The organism is Ruegeria sp. HKCCA5763 (assembly GCF_013034545.1).
Taxonomy (GTDB): Bacteria; Pseudomonadota; Alphaproteobacteria; order Rhodobacterales; family Rhodobacteraceae; genus Ruegeria.
The window spans coordinates 252,313-272,247 of record NZ_WQGF01000005.1 but is presented as its reverse complement, the minus strand read 5'-3'; the positions used below and the strand labels follow the sequence as shown (position 1 = coordinate 272,247).

The 19,935-nt window shown below is 57.4% G+C and carries 20 protein-coding genes; 14 read left to right on the top strand and 6 right to left on the bottom strand.

All coding sequences use genetic code 11. From position 1 onward, the window contains the following. The first annotated feature begins 3 nt into the window (after window positions 1-3). Window positions 4-2,163: a selenide, water dikinase SelD gene (selD, locus tag GOV89_RS11390; RefSeq protein ID WP_171238244.1), complete on the top strand. Its 2,160-nt coding sequence runs from the start codon at window positions 4-6 to the stop codon at window positions 2,161-2,163. Here the strand turns inward: selD and mnmH are convergent. Both mnmH and GOV89_RS11380 read right to left on the bottom strand, forming a co-directional pair. Further along, on the bottom strand, window positions 2,154-3,206 hold the full coding sequence (mnmH, locus tag GOV89_RS11385; RefSeq protein ID WP_171238243.1) for a tRNA 2-selenouridine(34) synthase MnmH: 1,053 nt from the start codon (window positions 3,204-3,206) through the stop codon (window positions 2,154-2,156). The genes selD and mnmH overlap by 10 nt on opposite strands. Before the next feature lie 47 nt (window positions 3,207-3,253). After that, a complete protein-coding gene (locus GOV89_RS11380; protein WP_171238273.1) occupies window positions 3,254-3,919 on the bottom strand; it encodes an SOS response-associated peptidase in 666 nt (221 codons plus the stop codon). Between the two features lie 54 nt (window positions 3,920-3,973). On the opposite strand from GOV89_RS11380, the gene GOV89_RS11375 reads away from it, so the two are divergent. Further along, window positions 3,974-5,626 carry a tetratricopeptide repeat-containing sulfotransferase family protein gene (locus GOV89_RS11375; protein ID WP_171238242.1) on the top strand — a complete coding sequence of 551 codons (1,653 nt, stop codon included), beginning with the start codon at window positions 3,974-3,976 and terminating at the stop codon, window positions 5,624-5,626. A 63-nt stretch (window positions 5,627-5,689) separates the two neighbouring features. On the opposite strand, the gene GOV89_RS11370 is transcribed toward GOV89_RS11375, so the two are convergent. Beyond that, window positions 5,690-7,273, bottom strand: a complete 1,584-nt coding sequence (locus GOV89_RS11370; protein ID WP_171238241.1) for a bifunctional UDP-sugar hydrolase/5'-nucleotidase — start codon at window positions 7,271-7,273, stop codon at window positions 5,690-5,692. 107 nt (window positions 7,274-7,380) lie between these two features. Here GOV89_RS11370 and GOV89_RS11365 point away from each other — a divergent pair, with 107 nt between their 5' ends. From GOV89_RS11365 to arsC, 4 genes are read left to right on the top strand one after another with little or no spacing between them, the layout of a single operon-like run. Next, window positions 7,381-7,719, top strand: coding sequence for a DUF952 domain-containing protein (locus tag GOV89_RS11365; protein WP_171238240.1), 339 nt, complete (start codon window positions 7,381-7,383; stop codon window positions 7,717-7,719). Beyond that, the gene (locus tag GOV89_RS11360; protein ID WP_171238239.1) at window positions 7,716-8,147 is read left to right on the top strand and encodes a DUF1330 domain-containing protein; all 432 of its coding nucleotides are present in this window, start codon (window positions 7,716-7,718) and stop codon (window positions 8,145-8,147) included. Before GOV89_RS11365 ends, GOV89_RS11360 begins: the two co-directional genes overlap by 4 nt. Next, complete coding sequence (locus GOV89_RS11355) at window positions 8,144-9,202, top strand: quinone-dependent dihydroorotate dehydrogenase (RefSeq protein ID WP_171238238.1); 1,059 nt, start codon at window positions 8,144-8,146, stop codon at window positions 9,200-9,202. The genes GOV89_RS11360 and GOV89_RS11355 overlap by 4 nt, the downstream gene beginning before the upstream one ends. Further along, window positions 9,199-9,540 (top strand): arsenate reductase (glutaredoxin), encoded by a 342-nt coding sequence (arsC, locus tag GOV89_RS11350; RefSeq protein ID WP_171177544.1) that lies wholly within the window; start codon window positions 9,199-9,201, stop codon window positions 9,538-9,540. Before GOV89_RS11355 ends, arsC begins: the two co-directional genes overlap by 4 nt. Here the strand turns inward: arsC and GOV89_RS11345 are convergent. Genes GOV89_RS11345 through GOV89_RS11335 form a run of 3 tightly spaced genes read right to left on the bottom strand, consistent with a single transcriptional unit; the run spans window position 9,537 to window position 11,795 of the window. Continuing rightward, window positions 9,537-10,853, bottom strand: coding sequence for an MATE family efflux transporter (locus GOV89_RS11345; protein ID WP_171238237.1), 1,317 nt, complete (start codon window positions 10,851-10,853; stop codon window positions 9,537-9,539). The two genes, arsC and GOV89_RS11345, sit on opposite strands and share 4 nt — an antisense overlap. A 2-nt stretch (window positions 10,854-10,855) precedes the next feature. Further along, window positions 10,856-11,374 (bottom strand): PaaI family thioesterase, encoded by a 519-nt coding sequence (locus GOV89_RS11340; protein ID WP_171177549.1) that lies wholly within the window; start codon window positions 11,372-11,374, stop codon window positions 10,856-10,858. A gap of 1 nt (window position 11,375) precedes the next feature. Next, complete coding sequence (locus tag GOV89_RS11335) at window positions 11,376-11,795, bottom strand: PaaI family thioesterase (RefSeq protein ID WP_171177551.1); 420 nt, start codon at window positions 11,793-11,795, stop codon at window positions 11,376-11,378. Window positions 11,796-11,910: 115 nt separating this feature from the next. Between GOV89_RS11335 and GOV89_RS11330 the strand changes: the two genes are divergently transcribed. The 8 genes from GOV89_RS11330 to GOV89_RS11295 all read left to right on the top strand — a co-directional run bounded on the left by GOV89_RS11330 (window position 11,911) and on the right by GOV89_RS11295 (window position 19,891). Beyond that, on the top strand, window positions 11,911-12,279 hold the full coding sequence (locus GOV89_RS11330; RefSeq protein ID WP_171177553.1) for a MerR family DNA-binding transcriptional regulator: 369 nt from the start codon (window positions 11,911-11,913) through the stop codon (window positions 12,277-12,279). Between the two features lie 269 nt (window positions 12,280-12,548). Continuing rightward, complete coding sequence (locus GOV89_RS11325; protein WP_171091075.1) at window positions 12,549-12,950, top strand: MerR family DNA-binding transcriptional regulator; 402 nt, start codon at window positions 12,549-12,551, stop codon at window positions 12,948-12,950. 42 nt (window positions 12,951-12,992) lie between these two features. After that, window positions 12,993-14,774 carry an acyl-CoA dehydrogenase C-terminal domain-containing protein gene (locus GOV89_RS11320; RefSeq protein WP_171238236.1) on the top strand — a complete coding sequence of 594 codons (1,782 nt, stop codon included), beginning with the start codon at window positions 12,993-12,995 and terminating at the stop codon, window positions 14,772-14,774. A 53-nt stretch (window positions 14,775-14,827) separates the two neighbouring features. Further along, window positions 14,828-15,040, top strand: a complete 213-nt coding sequence (locus GOV89_RS11315) for a hypothetical protein (RefSeq protein ID WP_171091078.1) — start codon at window positions 14,828-14,830, stop codon at window positions 15,038-15,040. A gap of 313 nt (window positions 15,041-15,353) precedes the next feature. Then, window positions 15,354-15,992, top strand: a complete 639-nt coding sequence (locus GOV89_RS11310; RefSeq protein ID WP_171238235.1) for a glutathione S-transferase family protein — start codon at window positions 15,354-15,356, stop codon at window positions 15,990-15,992. Window positions 15,993-16,003: 11 nt separating this feature from the next. Continuing rightward, complete coding sequence (locus GOV89_RS11305; RefSeq protein WP_171238234.1) at window positions 16,004-17,215, top strand: acetyl-CoA C-acetyltransferase; 1,212 nt, start codon at window positions 16,004-16,006, stop codon at window positions 17,213-17,215. Beyond that, entirely contained in the window at window positions 17,215-17,697 is a 483-nt protein-coding gene (locus GOV89_RS11300) for a cupin domain-containing protein (RefSeq protein WP_171238233.1), read from the top strand. The genes GOV89_RS11305 and GOV89_RS11300 overlap by 1 nt, the downstream gene beginning before the upstream one ends. After that, complete coding sequence (locus GOV89_RS11295) at window positions 17,690-19,891, top strand: 3-hydroxyacyl-CoA dehydrogenase NAD-binding domain-containing protein (RefSeq protein ID WP_171238232.1); 2,202 nt, start codon at window positions 17,690-17,692, stop codon at window positions 19,889-19,891. Before GOV89_RS11300 ends, GOV89_RS11295 begins: the two co-directional genes overlap by 8 nt. Window positions 19,892-19,935 lie beyond the last annotated feature (44 nt).

The window sequence follows — 19,935 nt, the reverse complement described above, 5'->3', positions numbered from 1 at the left end:
CCTATGCATTCACCTCCGCTGCCCCTGACCCGCGATTTGGTTCTTGTTGGCGGAGGTCACACCCACGCGCTGCTTTTGCGAAAATGGGGGATGACTCCTCTTGCAGGTGCGCGGGTCACTGTAATAAATCCAGGCCCTACTGCTCCTTATTCCGGTATGTTGCCGGGATATGTCGCCGGGCACTACGACCGATGGGAATTGGACATCGATCTGGTAAAACTGGCGCGCTTTGCAGATGCGCGGGTCATACTGGGTGCCGTCGAAGGGATCGATACTGATAGCCATCAGGTGCATGTTTCCGGGCACCCGCCAGTCGGGTTCGATGTGGCTTCGGTCAATGTTGGGATCACCTCGGACATGCCCGCTCTGCCGGGCTTTGCCGAACATGCCATTCCAGCCAAACCTCTGGGCCGATTTGCCGCGCGATGGGCTGACTATCTGAATCATGATGGCCCTGCGTCTGTCGCGGTGATCGGCGGGGGCGTTGCCGGGGCCGAATTGGTCATGGCCATGGCCCACGCTCTCAAAGCAAAGGAGCGCGCGGCGCGGATCACGCTGATCGACAATGCCTCAATCCTGGCGGCTACCAAACCCAAGGCGGAGGCCACGATCCGTCGCGCCATGCAGGATCTGGGTGTGGAAGTCATCGAAAACGCAGTGATTACCCGGATCGCCGCTGATCACGTCCAACTGCAGGACGGCCGCGCTATCCCCGCCCATTTCGTCACCGGAGCCGCCGGCGCGCGCCCTTATGACTGGATCGCACGTACAGGGCTGGATCTGCAAGACGGGTACATCCGGGTGAACAGCTATCTTCAATCCAGCGATCCTGCTGTCTTTGCCGCCGGGGATTGCGCTCATCTGTCAGAAAATCCGCGCCCCAAGGCAGGCGTTTACGCGGTGCGCGAAGCACCCGTTCTTTTCGACAATCTGCGTGCTGCACTAAGTGCGGGACGGATGCGCAGATATGTCCCGCAGAAGGATTACCTCAAACTGATCTCGTTGGGCGGCAAATCCGCGCTGGGTGAGCGTTTAGGTACATCCTTGAGCGGCCCGATCATGTGGAAATGGAAGAACCACATCGACCAAACTTTCATGAACAGGTTTCGAGACCTGCCGCAAATGAAGCTTTCTGCATTGCCACACGACCGGGCCTTCGGGCTGGATGAGGCGCTTGGGGAAAAACCCATGTGCGGAGGATGCGGCGCCAAGGTCGGGCGCGATGCGTTGCAGACAGCACTGAAATCCCAGCCCGCACCTGACCGTTCAGACATCATCCCCCTGCCCGGAGACGATGCAGCCTTGCTACAAACAGGTGGCGTTCAGCAGGTCATGACATCAGATCACCTGCGGGCTTTCACCAATGATCCCGTCCTGATGGCGCGTATCGCTGCTGTTCACGCTTTGGGGGATATCTGGGCCATGGGGGCTGCACCTCAGGCCGCAACTGCGACGATCATCCTTCCTCGTATGTCTGCCAGTCTTCAGGGCCGCACCATGTCAGAAATCATGGCAGTGGCAGGCGACGTGATGAGAGAGGCCGGGGCTGAGATCGTGGGTGGCCACAGTTCCATGGGCGATGAGATGACCATCGGCTTTACCATAACCGGCCTGTGTGAAACGCCGCCCATCACTTTGTCGGGCGGGCAACCGGGAGACCGTTTGATCCTGACCAAGCCCTTGGGCAGCGGCGTTCTGATGGCTGCCGAAATGGCCGGTCTGGCAGATGGAGCCTGGGTCGCGGCCGCTTATCAGCACATGACCCAATCGCAAGGGAAAGCATCAAGAATACTGGCCAAGGCCCATGCGATGACCGACGTGACCGGGTTTGGTTTAGCCGGGCACCTGCACGGTATCTGCGACGCGTCAAACTGTGGTGCAGTACTTGATCTGAACGCGGTCGAGGTAATGGACGGCGCGTTGACTTTGACAGATCAGGGCGTGCGCTCGACCATCTTTGCCGACAACCGGGTGATTGCCATGGACCTGCCCGCCGAAGGCAAAGCCGCTTTGCTGTTTGATCCTCAGACGGCTGGTGGTTTGCTTGCCGCTGTCGATCCGTCAGTGGCCGATGCCCTGATCAAGGATTTGAAGGCCGCGGGTTATCCGGCTGTGATCATAGGCGAATTGACTGAAACACCGGGCCTGCGGCTTCAAAGTTGATCCAGCAGGCTTTCGATTTGGGACGCGGCCGCTGAAAGGCCGCCGTCGTCCAAGGACGCAATGTCGAGATTGGCCAGCACCTCAACCGACCGGGATAGCCGTGATTTGGTGTAGGCCGGGTCGTAGTGCTGTTCCATCAACGCCTGTGTCAGCGCGTGTTTTTCACCCGCATCGATCAGGCACATCCACCCGTCGACGACCTCGTGACCGCGATGAAAACGCAGCGGGGACAACCGATCCCGCAAACGATCACTGTCGGACAGGATATCGTCATAGGCCCTCACCAGATAAGCGGTCCGCGCTTCAATCGGCGCTGTGATTTGCACCCTGGGGGCCGCACACAACGCCGTCCAAAGGCTGGGCGGCAGGATCAGACTGCCGATTTTCGAAGACTCCGCCTCGACTACAACAGGACGCGCTGGATCTATTGCGCACAGCGCGCTGGACAATGCCGATTCAAACGCCTTTTGCGCAGGCTGTCCACCTGGCCTTTCCCCCAGCAAAGATCCCCTGTGATTGGCCAATGCCTCAAGGTCCAGAACCTGTACGCCGCGCCTTTGCAACAGAGCCAACAGATCCGTCTTGGCCGTTCCGGTATAGCCATCCAAGGCGATCAATCGATGCGGCAGAGGATCGTCGTACAAATACGCATTCACCAACCGGCGATAGGTGCGATAGCCGCCTTCGACCACATCAGCGCGCCAACCGATTTGCTGCAACATCCAGGTGAACGATCCGGAACGCTGGCCACCGCGCCAGCAATAGACCAAGGGGCGCCAACTGCCCTCGTGTTGGCTCAGGTGCTGTTCGATGTGATTGGCTGCATTGCGGAACACAAGCGCCGCCCCAAGTTTCCGTGCCAGAAAGGGGCTTTCCTGCACATAGATGGTCCCGACGCGCGCCCGTTCCTCATTATTCAGAACCGGCAAGTTGATCGCACCCGGCAAATGATCCTCGGCATACTCAGCCGGGCTGCGCACGTCGATAACCGTGTCAAAACCATGCGCGTAAAGTTGGGACAGATCGGGGAATTTCAAAGCCATACCAGAGGTCTAGCTTGCTGTGTTTCGAAAGGAAAGGCCACGCGCCCTCACCCGCCAAAAGGTTCATTCAGTTCAGGTCCGCTGGCCCGGTTCGAATTCACTGCCGGGTCGACGCGGTGAAAGGTCAGCACATCCTCGGCCCCCGGCTGCATCAATCGCGCGGCCCCTTTTCCCGCCTCGCCCAGCCATAATGGCCAATCTTCAGGCTCAAGGATCAAGGGCATCCGATGGTGTATGCCCTTGAGGCCTTCATTTGCACCTGTCGTCACGATCGCACAGGTGCCCTGTCGGCTTTCCTGAGGGCCCCAGTCCTGCCAAACCCCAGCAAAGGCAATCGGTGCCCCATCCTTGCGATGGATGTACCACGGCAAGCGGGTTCCCTGTTCGGTCTTGGTCCATTCATAGAACCCCGTAGCCACGATCAAACAACGGCGCGATCGGCAAGCGTCGCGAAAGGCTGGTTTGTCAGCCAAAGTCTCTGACCGGGCGTTGATCAACAATGGTCCGGCTGTTTCGGATTTGTACCAATGTGGCAAAAACCCCCAACGCAGCGCATCTAAATGACGACCGGTCTCGCCACTGCGCACCACATGTACCTGATTTGTCGGGCAAACATTGTAATTTGGAACGGCAGGTAATGAGTTTGCAGGCCGTGCAGAAAACAGCTGCGCCATGGCGTCATTGGGAAGAGTTATTGCAAACCGTCCGCACATAGGTAATGAACCATCGATATATTCTTGATACAGGCGCAGGATCTTTCGGGTCACATGAAAAACCAAACCGCTCAAACCCTCAAGAGCAAAGCAATTTCCCTTTTGGAAACAGGCAAACTGCAACAGGCCTTGAAGAAAGCCCAGTTTGGGGTCAAGAAATTCCCCAAGGACTCGGATTTTCATGCAATCGCCGGTTTTGTTCTGACAGAGCTGAAGCAGTACAAGAAATCCATACCCCACTTTTTGGAAGCCTCGCGCAAGAAACCCGATGATCCGCAATTTGCCGAAAACCTGGCAAATGCCCTGATGCAAACGGGACAAATCACGCGCGCACTGACATATGCCGAACAAAAGGTGGAACAGTTTCCCAACAACAAGGAACTTCGCCGGGTCATTGACGAGATTCAGCGCGAAGGCCGAAACTGGCGTTCGATTGTCGAGTTCACAACGCATAGCCTTGCTTCGGACCCTAACAACCCGGAACTTCTTGCAAAAAGGGCGCGGGCTTATCTTCAGATGGGCTTTGTCGAGGAAAGCACGCGTGACATAGAACGCGCTTATGACTTGGCACCGGAAAACATCATGGTCGCTTTCCAAAAGTCGCTCAATCTGCATCATTCTGGCGACAAGGAAATGGCGTTCAGTATCTTAAACGACATCCTGAACACTCAACCCCATCACGCAAATGCTCTGCTGCAAGCGGCCACAATGGCGTCAAAAGAGAACGTGCCGCAATTGATGTCTGCGGTCGAGGCTGCGGCGGCTGAAAAAGATGAACCCCTGCAAGAGCTAGAATTTGCCAAGGCGCATCTTGTCCAAAAAACCGACGGTATCGCCGCGGCTTTGCCCCAGTTTGCAAAAGCAAATGCCGTACAACACGACGCGGTGCCTTATGACTTTGCAGCAGAAGAAGAAAAGCTGCACAAAATCATCGAGCTGTTCCCCGAAGGAACATCATCCTTTGAAGGTATCCAGTCCGAAGCGCCGCTGCCGATTTTTGTGATTGGACAGCCGCGATCCGGCACGACCCTGATGGAAATGATGCTGAGTTCGGCCCCCGACATCGCCGGGTGCGGTGAGTTGATGTTGATCCCGGAACTGACAAACAATTTCCACGCAACCGACAAGGTGTTTGACGCGGAAGCCGCAAAAGACATCGCGCGCTCGTATCGGGAAAACATGCCGAACATACCGGAAAACTCGATTGGGTTTGTCGATAAGCTGCCGCACAATTACCAGCGCGTTGGGTTTATTCTGGCCGCCTTCCCCAACGCCAAGATTGTCAACATGCTGCGCGATCCCAGAGACGTCGGTTTGTCGAAATGGATCAGACGTTTTCCCGCAGGCGGCATGAACTACGCCTCAAGTCTGGACGCCATTGCACATTCCGCCAATCTCTATCGCCGCTATATAGCGCACTGGGACACGGTGTTCGAAGGTAAGATCCTAACTTTGCCCTACGAAGAGTTGGTGGCAGATCCCAAAACCCACAGCCAGCGCGTGGCTGAATTTTGCGGAGTAGATTGGCACGAGTCGATGGTACACCCCGAGAAAAACACAAAACAGGTTCGCACGGCCAGTGTGGATCAAGTGCGAAGCAAGATCTCGACCAAGTCAATTGGCGGCTGGCGCGAAGTGGCCGATCACATAACGGCAATGCTGGACGGCTTTGACCCGAAACTCTGGCCGGAATACGATTTCAGCTGACACGCAGCGAAACAAAAAAAGCCGCATCACCTGGATGCGGCTTTTTTGTTTCAGACGGTAGATTTACTTCTGCTTGATACGCCCATCCAGATAAGGCTGATACGGCGCGTTTTCCGCCAGATATTCAGCTGTGACATCGGCCAGATCGGGGCCGAAATCATAGGCATTCTTGTCGTCGCCTTCGAACATCGAGTACCCGTCGCCGCCGTTGCGCACATAGTTATTGGTCACAACGAGGTAGGTCTTGTTCGGGTCAATCGGAACAAACCCATCACCTTCGGCCACCATGACCTCACTGATGCGGCCTTCGTTCGGGGCCATGCTTGGGTCCCAAGTGTAGCTCAGGCCCGCGACTTGCGGGAAGCGGCCTTTTACTTCTTCAACTTGGCTAACACCATTCTCCAGCGCATCAATGACGGTTTGACCGGTGATCTCAAAAGTGGACAACGTGTTCTGGAACGGCAGCACCGTCAGAACTTCACCCATGGTCACGTCGCCCTCATCGATCGAAGCGCGCAGGCCACCTGAATTGGCGATCGCAATCTGCGCACCCTGATCGGCGACACGGGCCAGCATCGCGTCGGCCACAAGGTTGCCCATTTCGCATTCCTGTACCCGACAGACCGACCTGTCGCCCTGAATCGCGGCGGCCGAGCTTGCAACAACGCGTTGCTTCATCTCTTCAATTGGCGCGCCCATTTCGGCCACGCGGGCCGCGATGCCTTCGTCAGGTGTGACTGAGGCGTCCAGCAGTATGGGCTCTCCTTCTGCGGCGATCAGATTGCCATCGTCATCAAAGGTCAGTGTGATTTCGCCCAGGTATTTGGAATAGGCATACGCCTGAACAACCGGCACATCGCCGACCATCGTCGGGTATGCCCCGGCGGCGCCTTCCTGTGTATTTGACAAAAGCGTGTGCGAATGGCCACCGACCACAAGGTCAAGCCCCGGCACCTGTTCTGCAATTTCCAGATCCTTGGCCAGTCCCACATGGTTCAACGCGATGATGATATTGACGCCTTCATCCTGCAAAGCGGCCACATCCGCTTTCAGGCTTTCGATCTCGTCCTGAAACACGACATCTTTGCCGGGGCTTGACGTTTCGACCGTATCCGTAGCCAACGCCGAGATGATGCCCACTTTCTGTCCGCCGACATCAAGCACCACATGGTTTTCAACCTTGCCCTTCAGCTCGGCCGACGATGACAGGTCCAGATTGCCTGAAATCACCGGAAAGCTGACCGTTTCAATAAACGACGCCAACCCTTCCGGGCCGTCGTCAAATTCGTGGTTGCCCACGGCCATGACGTCATAGCCGATCGCTTCCATAAATTCGGCTTCTGCTGAACCTTTGTAGGTGGTGTAGAACAGCGATCCCTGGAACGGGTCCCCGGCGTCCAGCAGCAGAACATTCTGATCCGCCAGCGCATCACGGCGGGAATCAACGATCGTCTTGAGGCGCGCAACCCCGCCAAAACACTTACCTTCTGCTTCATCCTCAGCATCGCAGGTCGAGTCGTATTTGTTTATCGACTCGATGCGGCTATGAATGTCGTTGGTGTGCAGAATGGTTAGCTTGTATTCGGCCGCTGCCACGCCGGCAGTCAGGCCAAGAATTGCTGTAGACGCCAGAAATCGGGTCAACATACTGAATCTCCCTGTTTATATTTTCAGAGATCGTGCGCCTATGACGCCCAAGAGTCAAAGAGGAAATCCAGCTTGATTCCAAGCGCTGCGCGGGGCATCAGATCGATATGCTGATTTACAAAATTTTCCGGGCCGATGAATGGGCCGCCTTGCAAGACAAGGGCGCGACAGATGGCGCGCCAATTGATGTCACCGATGGCTTTGTCCATTTTTCAACGGCTGAACAAGCTGCTGAGACGGCGGCGAAACACTTCGCAGGTGTGGATTATCTGACGTTACTGGCCTGTAATGCCGACGCCATGGGCGACGATCTGAAATGGGAAGTATCGCGCGGCGGTGCCCTGTTCCCGCATCTCTATCGCCAGATCCGGCTTAGCGACGTTGTCTGGTCACGCCCCCTGCCGTTTGACGGTGCTGTTCACCAGTTCCCCGAGGATATGGAATGACGTCCTTTATCGACCCGGAACGGGATCAGTTCGAGGCATTTAAGGCTCTGGACCGGAACCAGCCAATTGAAATGCTCAATCTGGTGAAATTCCGGGCCACAGCGCAGTATCCTGCTGCGCATGAATTGGCGGGCGCGGGGCTGACCGGGGCACAAGCCTATCAGAAATACGGCGCTGAAACTGCGCCGATTGTTGCACGTATCGGGGCAAGCATTTTGTGGCGTGGGGTGTTTGAAACAACTCTCATTGGGCCGTCGGATGAAACATGGGATGCCGTCTTTATCGCACGCTATCCGACAGCACACGCGTTCCTTGAAATGGTGACAGACCCGGTGTACCGGGCGGCGGTGATCCATCGTCAGGCTGCGGTCGAAACCTCGCGCCTGATCCGGTGCGGATCAGGGGAAAGCGGAAAGGCCTTCGGATGAAACTGATTGAAAAACTGGGGCTGAACGCTCTGCACCGCATGGACCCCGAAGCTGCTCATGGCATGTCGATCAAGGCGTTTAAATCCGGTCTAACGCCCGCGCCGGGGCCTGTGACAACACCGCGCCTGAAAACCAACTTGGCGGGTGTGGATCTGCCAAATCCGGTCGGCCTGGCCGCTGGTTTCGACAAGAACGGTGAGGTCCTCGCACCTCTGTCGCGCGCCGGGTTTGGCTTTATCGAGGTGGGCGCAGTCACGCCCCGTCCGCAGCTAGGAAACCCCAAACCACGCCTGTTTCGTCTGACCGAGGACAAGGCAGCCATCAACCGCTTTGGTTTCAACAACGAAGGCATGGAGGTGATGGCCAAACGGCTGGCAGAGCGCCCCAAAGACGCTGTGATCGGCCTGAACCTTGGGGCCAATAAAGACAGCGAAGACCGAGCAGGTGATTTTGCGAAAGTTCTGGCACATTGCGCGGCACATCTGGATTTCGCCACCGTAAACGTATCGTCACCGAACACGGAAAAACTGCGCGATTTGCAGGGCAAGGCCGCGCTGACCGCGCTGTTGAATGGTGTGATCGAAATACGCGATGCACTGCCCCGCCCGCTTCCGATCTTTCTGAAAATTGCGCCTGATCTGACCGAGCCTGAGTTGCAGGACATTGCTGAGGTTGCTCGCGAAACCCGCGTGGATGCGGTGATCGCCACCAACACCACCCTGTCGCGTGACGGGTTGCGTAGCGCGCATAAAGGTGAAGCCGGAGGATTGTCTGGCGCGCCTTTGTTCGAAAAATCCACCCGCGTGCTGGCAAAGCTGAGCCAGTTGACCGGTGGAGAAATCCCGCTGATCGGCGTCGGCGGCATCAGCAACGCAGAACAGGCTTACGCCAAGATCTGCGCCGGGGCGTCTGCTGTACAGTTCTATACCGCCATGGTTTACGGTGGGATCTCACTTGCTGCTGATATCGCGCATGGGCTAGATCAATTGCTGGCGCGTGATGGCTATGACAGCGTTGCCGAGGCCGTGGGCAGCAAACGAGAGGACTGGCTGTGATCGAATACTGGCATAACCCCCGCTGTTCCAAATCCCGCGCCGGACTGGCGCTTTTGGAAGAAAAGGGTGCGCAGATCACATTGCGAAAATACCTTGAAGATGTGCCCTCGGCCGATGCGTTGCGGGCCGCTCAGAAAGCACTGGGACTGCCTGTAATTGACATGGTGCGTACCGGCGAAAAGCGGTTCAAGGAATTGGGGCTGGCAAAAACCGCATCGGATGACGAGCTGATCCGCGCCATGGCCGAGAACCCCATTCTGATCGAACGGCCTCTGGCCATTGCCGCTGACAAAGCTGCCATCGGGCGTCCGCCGGAGAACCTGTTGGCTTTGCTTTAGGCCACTTGCGCTTCAAGCTTGGGATAGCGCCAGCCCATCGTCGCACCCCGCGCGATGTTCAGAACCATCAGTGCGGCCCAAAGGCCGTGATTGCCAAAGCTCGGTACCAGAACGAACAGAGCGACCACATAGATCGCTACGGATTGAATCATTGCGTTGCGCATGGCGCGGGTCCAAGTGGCACCAATGTAGATGCCATCAAACATCCAACTGGCCACACCGACAACTGGCGCTAACGCCGCCCAAAACAAGTAGTCACGGCTGGCCAAACGCACCTCGGGCGAGGTTGACATCAGATCAATCAGGGCCGGGCCAGCCAGGAAGAACACAGCCCCCAGTAATATGGCTCCACCAAGCCCCCATTGCGATGCCATGATACTGGCGCGTCGCAGCTGGTGCCGATCCCGCGCACCGACTGCGCCACCGACCAAAGCCTCGGCCGAAAAGGCGAACCCGTCCAGGGCGAAGGCTGTGATCTCAAGGAATTGCAGAAGAACCTGATTGGCGGCCAACGTCACGTCGCCCAGATCCGCGCCGACAAACAAAAAGGTCGTGAACGAGCCTGTTAAAAGGACGGAACGGATCATGATGTCACCGTTGACTTGCATCATTCGACGCAGGCGCGCGGCATCGAAAATCCGGGCCCGGTCACGCCAGATTTTGCCTTCGAATCCGTCCCGGCACAGCCACAAGCCCAGCGCCAAGCCAGTCCACTCGGCGATCAGGGTGGCCACAGCGACGCCCTCCACGCCCCATCCCAGCCCCAGAACAAACCAAAGGTCCAGAACGATATTCAGCCCGTTCATCCAGATTTGCAGAATGAAAACGCCACGCGTCCGTTCAACCGCGATCAGCCATCCGGTCACGGCATACAAAGCAATGGTGGCCGGAGCACCCCAAATACGAATCTCGAGATAGGTGCGCGTCAATGCCTCAACCTCGGGGCTGGCAGGTGACAGGGCAAATGCCCCGGCAAAGACCGCTGCTTGCGCAAGAACAAAGAACACACCGGCCGCTGCACCCAACATCAAGCCCCGGATCAGCAAAGCACGGGTTTCCACCACGTCACCTGCCCCGCGCGCTTGGGCAGCCAAACCGGTCGTGCCCATGCGTAGAAAACCGAATATCCAATAGATCGAGGCCAGAATGACCGCGCCCACGCCAACGGCACCAATCGGTGCGGCCTGCCCAATTTGCCCCACAACGCCCGTATCGACCGCGCCAAGAATGGGCACGGTTGCGTTCGACAGAACAATCGGGACTGCGATCTTCAGCACCCGCCTATGCGTGATGGGCGCCGATGCGTCCTGCATGGTCAGCCCTTATCTCTGGGAGGTTGAGGCATCAGGAAATGCCCGGACGCTTGCGCAAAAAGTTTTGCATGGTTGTCCTGCCAGGCTTCAACCCGGACCGAGGCATAGCGCCGACCGGATCGGCTGATAAAGGCCCGCGCATAGGCATCGCGTGGCAAGCCTGAGCGTAGGTAGTCAACGGTAAAGTCGATTGTCTTGGGAAAGCGAATGCTCTTGTCCGTCACGATGGCTTCGGCGTCTATCTCTCCGCTTTCTATGCTTGGGAACATGTGTTCCCAGCTAAGCGTGATGACGGCTGTCACTTCGAGAAACGCAGCTGTCACGCCGCCGTGAATCGCAGGCAGAAACGGATTGCCAATCAGCTTGTCATCAAAGTGCAGAACACCGGTCAATTCATCACCGCGTCGGTCGAAGCCGATGTTGAGAAAACGGATGTAAGGAACACCATCAACCAACGCGCGCAATGCCGCATCACGCCTTTGCTTGACCACCTGCACGGGTTCTGGACGCGGTCTTGCCATGTTACTTCCCCTCAACCGTGAAAGAGCCGGCCGCAGTCGCCACCGGTAAGTCCTTGTCGTTATCCACTGCAGTGGCCCGAACAAAGGCAACGTTCCGCGTGATGTGATAGCAGGTCGCGCTGGCGGTAATGGTCTGACCTGGCTTTGCCGCACGCATGTAGTCGATCCGGAGGTCGATAGTTGCTGTCCCGCCGGGCGCGGAAGGGTGGCTCATGACAGCAGCGCCGCAGCATGTATCCAAGATGGTCGAGATCGCCCCACCATGGATCACGCCGGTGCGCGGATCTCCGATCAGGTCCTCGTTGTATGGCAGGGTAATCTCTGCCTCACCCTCGCCGATATGGGTCAGCGTCAGGTTCAAAGCCCGCGCATGAGGGATCGCCTCGATAAACTGGCGGGCTAAAACTGTCTTGTCGACCATCGTTATCTGTCCTGTTCTCTGCGCCCCCTTTATGAGCCGCTGCATCGGCAAAGGGCAAGCCCACCTGTTGCGCTTGGGATCGGGACCGCCTAGGTTGCTGGCGAGGAGATCAGGAATGTCCAACAATCGTTTGTCATTCAAAGAGATGTGTGCCGAGTTCGACGTAACGCCGCGCACCCTGCGCTATTACGAATACATCGAACTTTTGCAGCCGGACCGCGAAGGTCGGTCCCGCTTTTACGGTGCGCGGGAATGCGCCCGGATGAAGCTGATCATGCGTGGCCGTAAGTTTGGCTTCCCACTGGAAGAGATTCGCCAATGGCTGTTGATCTATGAAGATCAGGGCAACGCGGCGCAAATGGCCACATTTGTCGAAATGGCTGATCGTCAGATGAGCGAGCTTGAACAGCAGCGCCAGCAACTGGACGAAGCGATGGATGAGCTGAAGCGTCTGCGCGATCAGACGGCAAAGTCTCTGGAATAACCCCCCGCATTCTTAAGTCTGCTTCGCCAAGTCAGCGCGGCTCAGCACACCTCATGCGTGTGAGAACAACTTTCACACACGCAAAAGGCTGGGTTTTCGCGTGACCTTAGGGAAAGAAAATTTCATCAATCAGCGTTTACGCGTTCGGATGTTACGTCAACTTTGAAATGACGCAGCGTCTGAATTACGTAAACGTCACTCACGTGTTGTAAAGCGCAAAGCAACTGCGCAACTCATGTTTCATGACGCCAGTGACGAGAGTATGACGAATGACCGAAGATGTGATGACAATCCGCGAGATGTGCGAGACCTATGATGTCACACCACGCACATTGCGGTTTTACGAGGCCAAGGAACTTTTGTTCCCGATCCGCGAAGGCCAAAAACGTCTGTTCACCAAGCGTGACCGGGCGCGGCTGAAACTGATTCTACGTGGCAAACGCTTTGGCTTCAGCCTGGAAGAAATCCGCCAACTTCTGGATCTGTACCATGTGGGCGACCAGCAAGTCACTCAGATGACCCGCACCTATGAAATCGCGTTAGAACGCCTGGCCGACATGGAAGAACGCCGCCGCGAACTGACGCAAGCCATCGACGATCTGAAAGAGCAGTTGCGCTGGGGCGAGAAGGTTATCGCCTCGATGAAACAGGAAAAGAAGGCGGCCGAATAACCTCGACCCGCCATCCGGACATATGAATTAAGGGAGCTTCACATGCCCGTTTACAACGCGCCAACCAAAGACACGCAGTTCATCCTGCATGACGTTCTGAAAATCTCGCAGTCGGATGTGCCCGGCTATAACGAATTGGAAGCCGAATTTACCGGCGCGGTTCTGGAAGAGGCTGGCAAGGTTGCCACCAACGTCCTGCATCCGCTGAATGTCGTGGGTGACACAGAAGGATGCCGGTTGGAAAACGGTATTGTGTACACTCCTACCGGTTTCAAAGACGCCTTCGAGCAAATGAAGGAAGGTGGCTGGACTGGCCTCGACATGCCGGACGAATATGGCGGCCAGAACATGCCTTATGTAATTGGCACCGCCGTCGGCGAGATGTTCTCAGGCTCCAACCAGGCATTCACCATGTATCAGGGCCTGACCCATGGCGCGGCCTCGGCCATCCTGGCGCACGGGACTGACGAACAGAAGAACAAGTACCTGCCAAACATGGTCAGCTGTGAATGGACCGGCACCATGAACCTGACCGAGCCGCATTGCGGCACCGATCTGGGCCTGATGCGCACCAAGGCCGAACCACAGGGCGATGGCAGCTACAAGATCTCGGGGCAGAAGATTTTCATCTCGTCCGGCGACCATGACATGGCCGACAACATCGTCCATCTGGTGCTGGCCAAGATTCCCGGCGGCCCCGAGGGCATCAAGGGCGTGTCGCTGTTTATCGTGCCAAAGTTCATTGTCAACGAAGACGGCACACCGGGTGAGCGTAACGGCGTCTCTGTCGGCAAGATCGAAGAGAAAATGGGCATCCACGGCAACTCGACCTGCGTCATGAACTATGACGAGGCCACCGGTTGGCTTTTGGGCGAAGAACACAAAGGCATGCGCGCCATGTTCACCATGATGAACGAAGCGCGTCTTGGTGTGGGGATGCAAGGTCTGGCACAGGCCGAGGCCGCGTACCAGAATGCCCTGGAGTACGCCAAGGACCGCCTGCAAGGTCGCGACGTAACCGGCGTGAAGAACCCGGACGGTCCTGCCGATCCGTTGATCGTACACCCTGACATCCGCCGTAACCTGATGGACCAGAAAAGCTTTACCGAAGGGGCGCGGGCGTTCATCCTGTGGGGCGCGACGATGCTCGACAAAGCGCACCGCGCGGGTGACAAGGACGCGGATGGTCTGATCTCGCTGCTGACCCCGGTCATCAAGGGTTTCCTGACGGATCAGGGCTATGACATGACCGTACAAGCTCAACAGGTCTATGGCGGCCATGGCTACATTGAAGAATGGGGCATGTCGCAATATACCCGCGACGCCCGTATCGCGATGATCTACGAAGGCGCGAATGGCGTTCAGGCGCTTGACCTTGTCGGCCGCAAACTAGCGCAGGATGGCGGCAAGCACGTCATGGCATTCTTTGAGATGGTCAAAACATTCTGCAAGGAAAACGGTGGCAAGGACGAAGCATATGACAAGGCCTTCATCGAACCGCTGAAAGCTGCATCCAAGGACCTGCAAGCCGCTGGCATGTACTTCATGCAGGAAGGTATGAAGAACCAGAACAACGCGCTGTCAGGTTCGTACGACTTCATGCACATGTTCGGTCATGTCTGCCTGGGCCTGATGTGGGCGCAAATGGCAAAAGCCGCACAGGATGCGCTGGACCGAGGTGCGTCGGACAAAGAGTTCTACGAAACCAAGATTAACACCGGCCGCTTCTACATGGCTCGACGCTTGCCTGCGACGGCGATGCACCTTGCGCGCATCCGGACAGGCGCGGACACGGTCATGGCACTGGACGCAGCGAATTTCTGATCTCAATCTTGGCTCGGGCAAAGCTGCCCGAGCCCGCACCCGGAGGAGAAAAGATGCCAAAACGCTTTCGCCTGACCCGCCGTTTTCCCGTCGCCATGACGGAAGACGGATATCGCAAACTCAAAGCCTTCGCGCGTGAGGCCGGTTTGGACGAAGGTGAAGCACTGTCTTTTCTGTTCGAAAATTTCAACAGCGTGATTGATGAGGAAAACCTGACCCATCGCTTGCGGATTTTCAACTCTGAACTTGAAGCGCGAAAGCGGTGACGTCGGAACGCCAAGCCTATGGCACACACAAGCCAACCGATCACTCCGCCTCCGGCGGCCGTATTTGGAACAAGAAGAAGATATGGATGCGCGTCCACCCCGCCATCCGGGAACTGATCTCACTAGGTGGCACTCAGCCGGGACGGCGGGGCTTCTCCTCGTACGGTCATCGGCTCGGCAGCCTGTACCGCAAGAGGACGAAACCGCATTAACCTTAAGAAACCGTTACGAGAAAAGTGTAAACCTGCCCTTCTTCTCGTTTCAAATACGGAACTACCGACCGATCCACAAACGCCACGGGAGGGGCGATTGAATGACCATAAAGCTGCATTGCTTCGGAGAAAGCGGAAATAGCTACAAGGCCGCACTCGCTCTTGAAATGTCCGGGTTGGACTGGGAACCGGTCTTTGTCGACTTTTTCAACGGTGCGACGCGCACCCCGGAGTTTCGCGCCGAAGTGAATGAGATGGGCGAAGCGCCTGTACTGATCGACGGTGATTTTCGGACCAGCCAGTCCGGTGCCATTCAGGCTTACGTGACCGAGAAGTCCGGTAGATTCGGCGGCAAGGATCGGGATGAGAACTACGACATCCTGCGCTGGGTTTTGTGGGACAACCACAAGCTCAGTTCAATGGCCGGGCTGACGCGGTTCCTGATCAATTTCCTGCCCGAACAGCACCGAAACCCGGACGTAATTGCTTTTAACCAGGGGCGCCTGAAGGCAGCTTACCAAGTTTTGAACGCCCATTTGGACGGTCGCGACTGGATCGTCGGTGACGGCGTTACGAACGCCGATCTCAGCTGCTGCGGCTACCTTTACTATCCCGAACCATTCGGCTTTGACCGCGCCGACTGGCCCCATATCGACGCCTGGCTGACCCGGTTATCCGAGCAGCCCGGCTGGAAACACCCCTATGACCTGATGCCCGGCAACCCGTCGGATCGAGCTTAAGGAGAAGACCCATGACCGAAGCTTACATTTATGACGCCCTGCGCACCCCGCGCGGCAAGGGCCGCAAGGATGGCAGCCTGCACGAGGTTACCTCGGTGCGCCTGTCCGCCCTGACCCTGAACGCGATGAAAGAACGCAATAACCTTGAAGGCCACGCCGTCGAGGACGTGATCTGGGGCAACGTCACGCAAGTGATGGAACAAGGCGGCTGTTTGGCCCGCTCGGCGGTTCTGGCCTCGGACCTGGATCAGTCGATCCCAGGACTGGCGATCAACCGCTTCTGCGCCTCAGGCATGGAAGCCGTGAACCTGGCGGCGAACCAAGTCAAAGGCGGCGCTGGCGAAGCTTATATCGCTGGCGGTGTTGAGATGATGGGCCGTGTGGCTATGGGCAGCGACGGCGCGGCGATTGCAGTTGATCCTTCGCTGGCGATGGAGACCTATTTCGTTCCGCAGGGTATTTCAGCGGATATAATCGCTACTGAGTATGGCTTTAGCCGCGACGACGCAGACGCGCTGGCCGTTGAATCGCAACGGCGTGCGGCAGAGGCCTGGGAAGACAACCGGTTTGAGAAATCTGTCATCAAGGTGACTGACCAGAACGGCCTGACCATTCTCGATCGCGACGAATACATGCGCCCCGGTACTGACATGCAGAGCCTCGGCGCGCTTAACCCGTCCTTCCAGATGATGGGCGAGCAGATGCCCGGCTTCGACAAGGTGGCGATGATCAAGTACCCGCATCTGGAACGGATCAACCATATCCACCACGCGGGCAACAGTTCGGGCATCGTGGACGGCGCGGCGGCCGTTCTGATCGGCAACAAAGAGTTCGGTGGAAAATACGGCCTCAAGCCGCGCGCCCGTATCAAGGCAACCGCCAAGATCGGCACCGATCCGACCATCATGCTGACCGGCCCGGTTCCGGTGACCGAAAAGATCCTGGCCGACAATGGCATGAAGATCGGCGATCTGGACCTGTTCGAAGTGAACGAAGCATTTGCCTCGGTCGTGCTGCGGTTCCAGCAGGCATTCGACGTCGATCCGGCCCTTGTGAACGTGAACGGCGGCTCGATCGCGATGGGTCACCCGTTGGGTGCAACCGGCGCGATGATCATCGGCACACTGCTGGATGAGCTTGAGCGTCAGGACAAGGAAACCGGTCTGGCCACGCTTTGTATCGCGTCCGGCATGGGTGCAGCAACGATTATCGAGCGGATCTGATGCCTAAGCTGGATCTCTCTCAGATCCCGTTCAAGGGTGGCTCGTCCTATCCTGGCAAGCTGGCTGAGGCGGTCGGAGGCCGTTTCAAAAAGGGCGTTGGAGATGCGGGTGGGCTGACCCAGTTCGGGGTCAACATCGTGCGGCTTGAGCCACAAGCTCTGTCCTCGCTGCGTCATTACCACATGGAGCAGGACGAGTTTGCCATCATGCTCAGCGGTACATGCGTGCTGATCGACGACGATGGAGAGCATGAGATGCAGCCCGGTGATTGCGCCGCCTGGCCCGCTGGTGAAGCCAACGGCCATCACCTTGTGAACAAAACCGATGCGCCTGCGACCTTTCTGGTGGTGGGCACTCGGACCCCGACCGAGACCTGTTTTTACAGCGACTTAGACATGATGGTGAAGGATGAAGGGAACACCTTTACCCGGAAAGACGGCAGCCCGCTGACGGCTGACCAGATTGGAGATGACAATGACTGATTTCACTCTGAGCAAAGACGCGGACGGCGTCGCATTCGTGACCTGGGACGCCCAGGGCAAATCCATGAACGTGCTGACCCGCGAGGCGTTTCAGGAGGTCAGCCAACTGATCGATCAGGCCCTGAACGATGTTGAGATCAAGGGGATCGTCATCACTTCGGGCAAAGAGGGTTCGTTTGCAGGCGGCATGGACCTGAATACGCTGGCCACCATTCGCCAGGAGGCGGGTGAAGAACCGGCGCAAGCGCTGTTCGATTTCGTCATGGGTGGCCACCACATTCTGCGCAAGCTGGAACTGGCAGGTATGGACCCCAAGACCAAGAAGGGCGGCAAGCCTATTGCCTGCGCAATCAACGGCACATGCGCCGGGATCGGGACCGAGATCGCCCTTGCCTGCCATCACCGCGTTATGACCGACAACCCGAAATCCAAGATCGGTCTGCCCGAAATTCTGCTGGGTATCTTCCCAGGTGGCGGCGGAACCATGCGCTACAGCCGCATGGTTGGTGCGATGGCTGCCGCTCCGGTGCTGCTGGAAGGCAAGATGATGGACCCGAAGAAAGCCAAGGGTGCGCAACTGATCGACGCAGTTTCTGATGATCCGGTTGCCGCAGCCAAGGAATGGGTTCTGAACGCCAAGGATGCCGATTTGGTAAAGCCTTGGGACGCGAAAGGCTACAAGATGCCCGGCGGCGCACCTTACCACCCTGCTGGCTTCATGACCTTCGTGGGTGCAAGCGCGATGGTGAACGGCAAGACGCAGGGTGCGTTCCCGGCGGCCAAAGCTCTGCTGAGCTCGATCTATGAAGGCGCATTGGTTGACTTCGACACCGCCCTGAAGATCGAGGCGCGGTGGTTCACCAATGTCCTGATGAACCCGTCTTCGTCGGCCATGATCCGGTCGCTGTTCCTGAACAAGGAAGCGTTGGAGAAAGGCGCTGTGCGTCCCAAGGATGTACCAGATCAGCGCGTTAAAAAGGTCGGCGTTCTGGGCGCGGGCATGATGGGTGCCGGTATCGCTCTGGTTTCCGCTCAGGCCGGGATGGAGGTCGTATTGATCGACCGTGATCAGGCAGCCGCCGACAAGGGCAAGGCGTATAGCGAAAGCTATATGGACAAGGGCATCAAGAGCGGCAAAGCCACGGCTGAGAAGAAAGAAGCCCTGCTGGCCCGCATCACCGCGACCCCCGATCTGGAACATCTGAAAGGCTGCGATCTGATTATCGAAGCCGTGTTCGAAGACCCCGGTGTGAAAGCCGAGATGACCAAGAAGGTAGAGGCCATCATCCCCGAGGATTGCATCTTTGCCTCGAACACTTCGACGCTGCCGATCACAGATCTGGCGAAAGCCTCGGTGCGGCCCGAACAGTTCATCGGCATCCACTTCTTCTCGCCGGTTGAGAAGATGTTCCTGGTCGAAATCATTAAGGGCAAGGAAACCGGTGATCGCGCGGTAGCGAAGGCGCTGGACTATGTGCGCCAGATTCGCAAGACGCCGATCGTGGTCAACGATGCGCGCTTCTTCTATGCCAACCGCTGCATCATCCCCTATATCAACGAAGGTGCGCGCATGATCACCGAGGGCGTCAGCCCGATTCTGATCGACAACGCCGCGCGTCAGCTTGGCTTCCCAGTTGGGCCGATCCAACTGACTGATGAAACTTCGATTGATCTGGGCGCCAAGATTGCCCGCGCCACCAAGACGGCCATGGGCGATGCCTATCCCGAAAGCCCCTCGGACGATCTGATCTTCTGGATGGAGGAACAGGGCCGACTGGGTCGCAAGGCCAATGCGGGTTTCTTCGACTATGACGACAAGGGCAAGCGCGTCGAATATTGGAAGGGTCTGCAAGACAAGTACCCGCTGGCCGCCGAGCAGCCTGACCTGATCGAAGTCCAGGAACGCCTGATGTTCGCGCAGGTGCTAGAAGCGGTGCGCGCGCTGGAAGAAGGCGTTCTGGAAGACATCCGTGAAGGTGACGTGGGTGCTATTCTAGGCTGGGGTTTTGCGCCTTGGTCCGGTGGCCCGCTCAGCTGGCTGGACATCATCGGCACACCCTATGCGGCCGAGCGGTGCGATCAACTGGCCGCAACCTACGGCGAGCGCTTCACCTGCCCGCCGCTGCTGCGTGAAATGGCCGAAAAAGGTCAGAGCTTCTATGGCCGCTTCAATCCCGAAGCAAAAGCCGCTTGAAACAATGATGCAGGCGCGTGAAACCACGCGCCTGCATCGTTCTT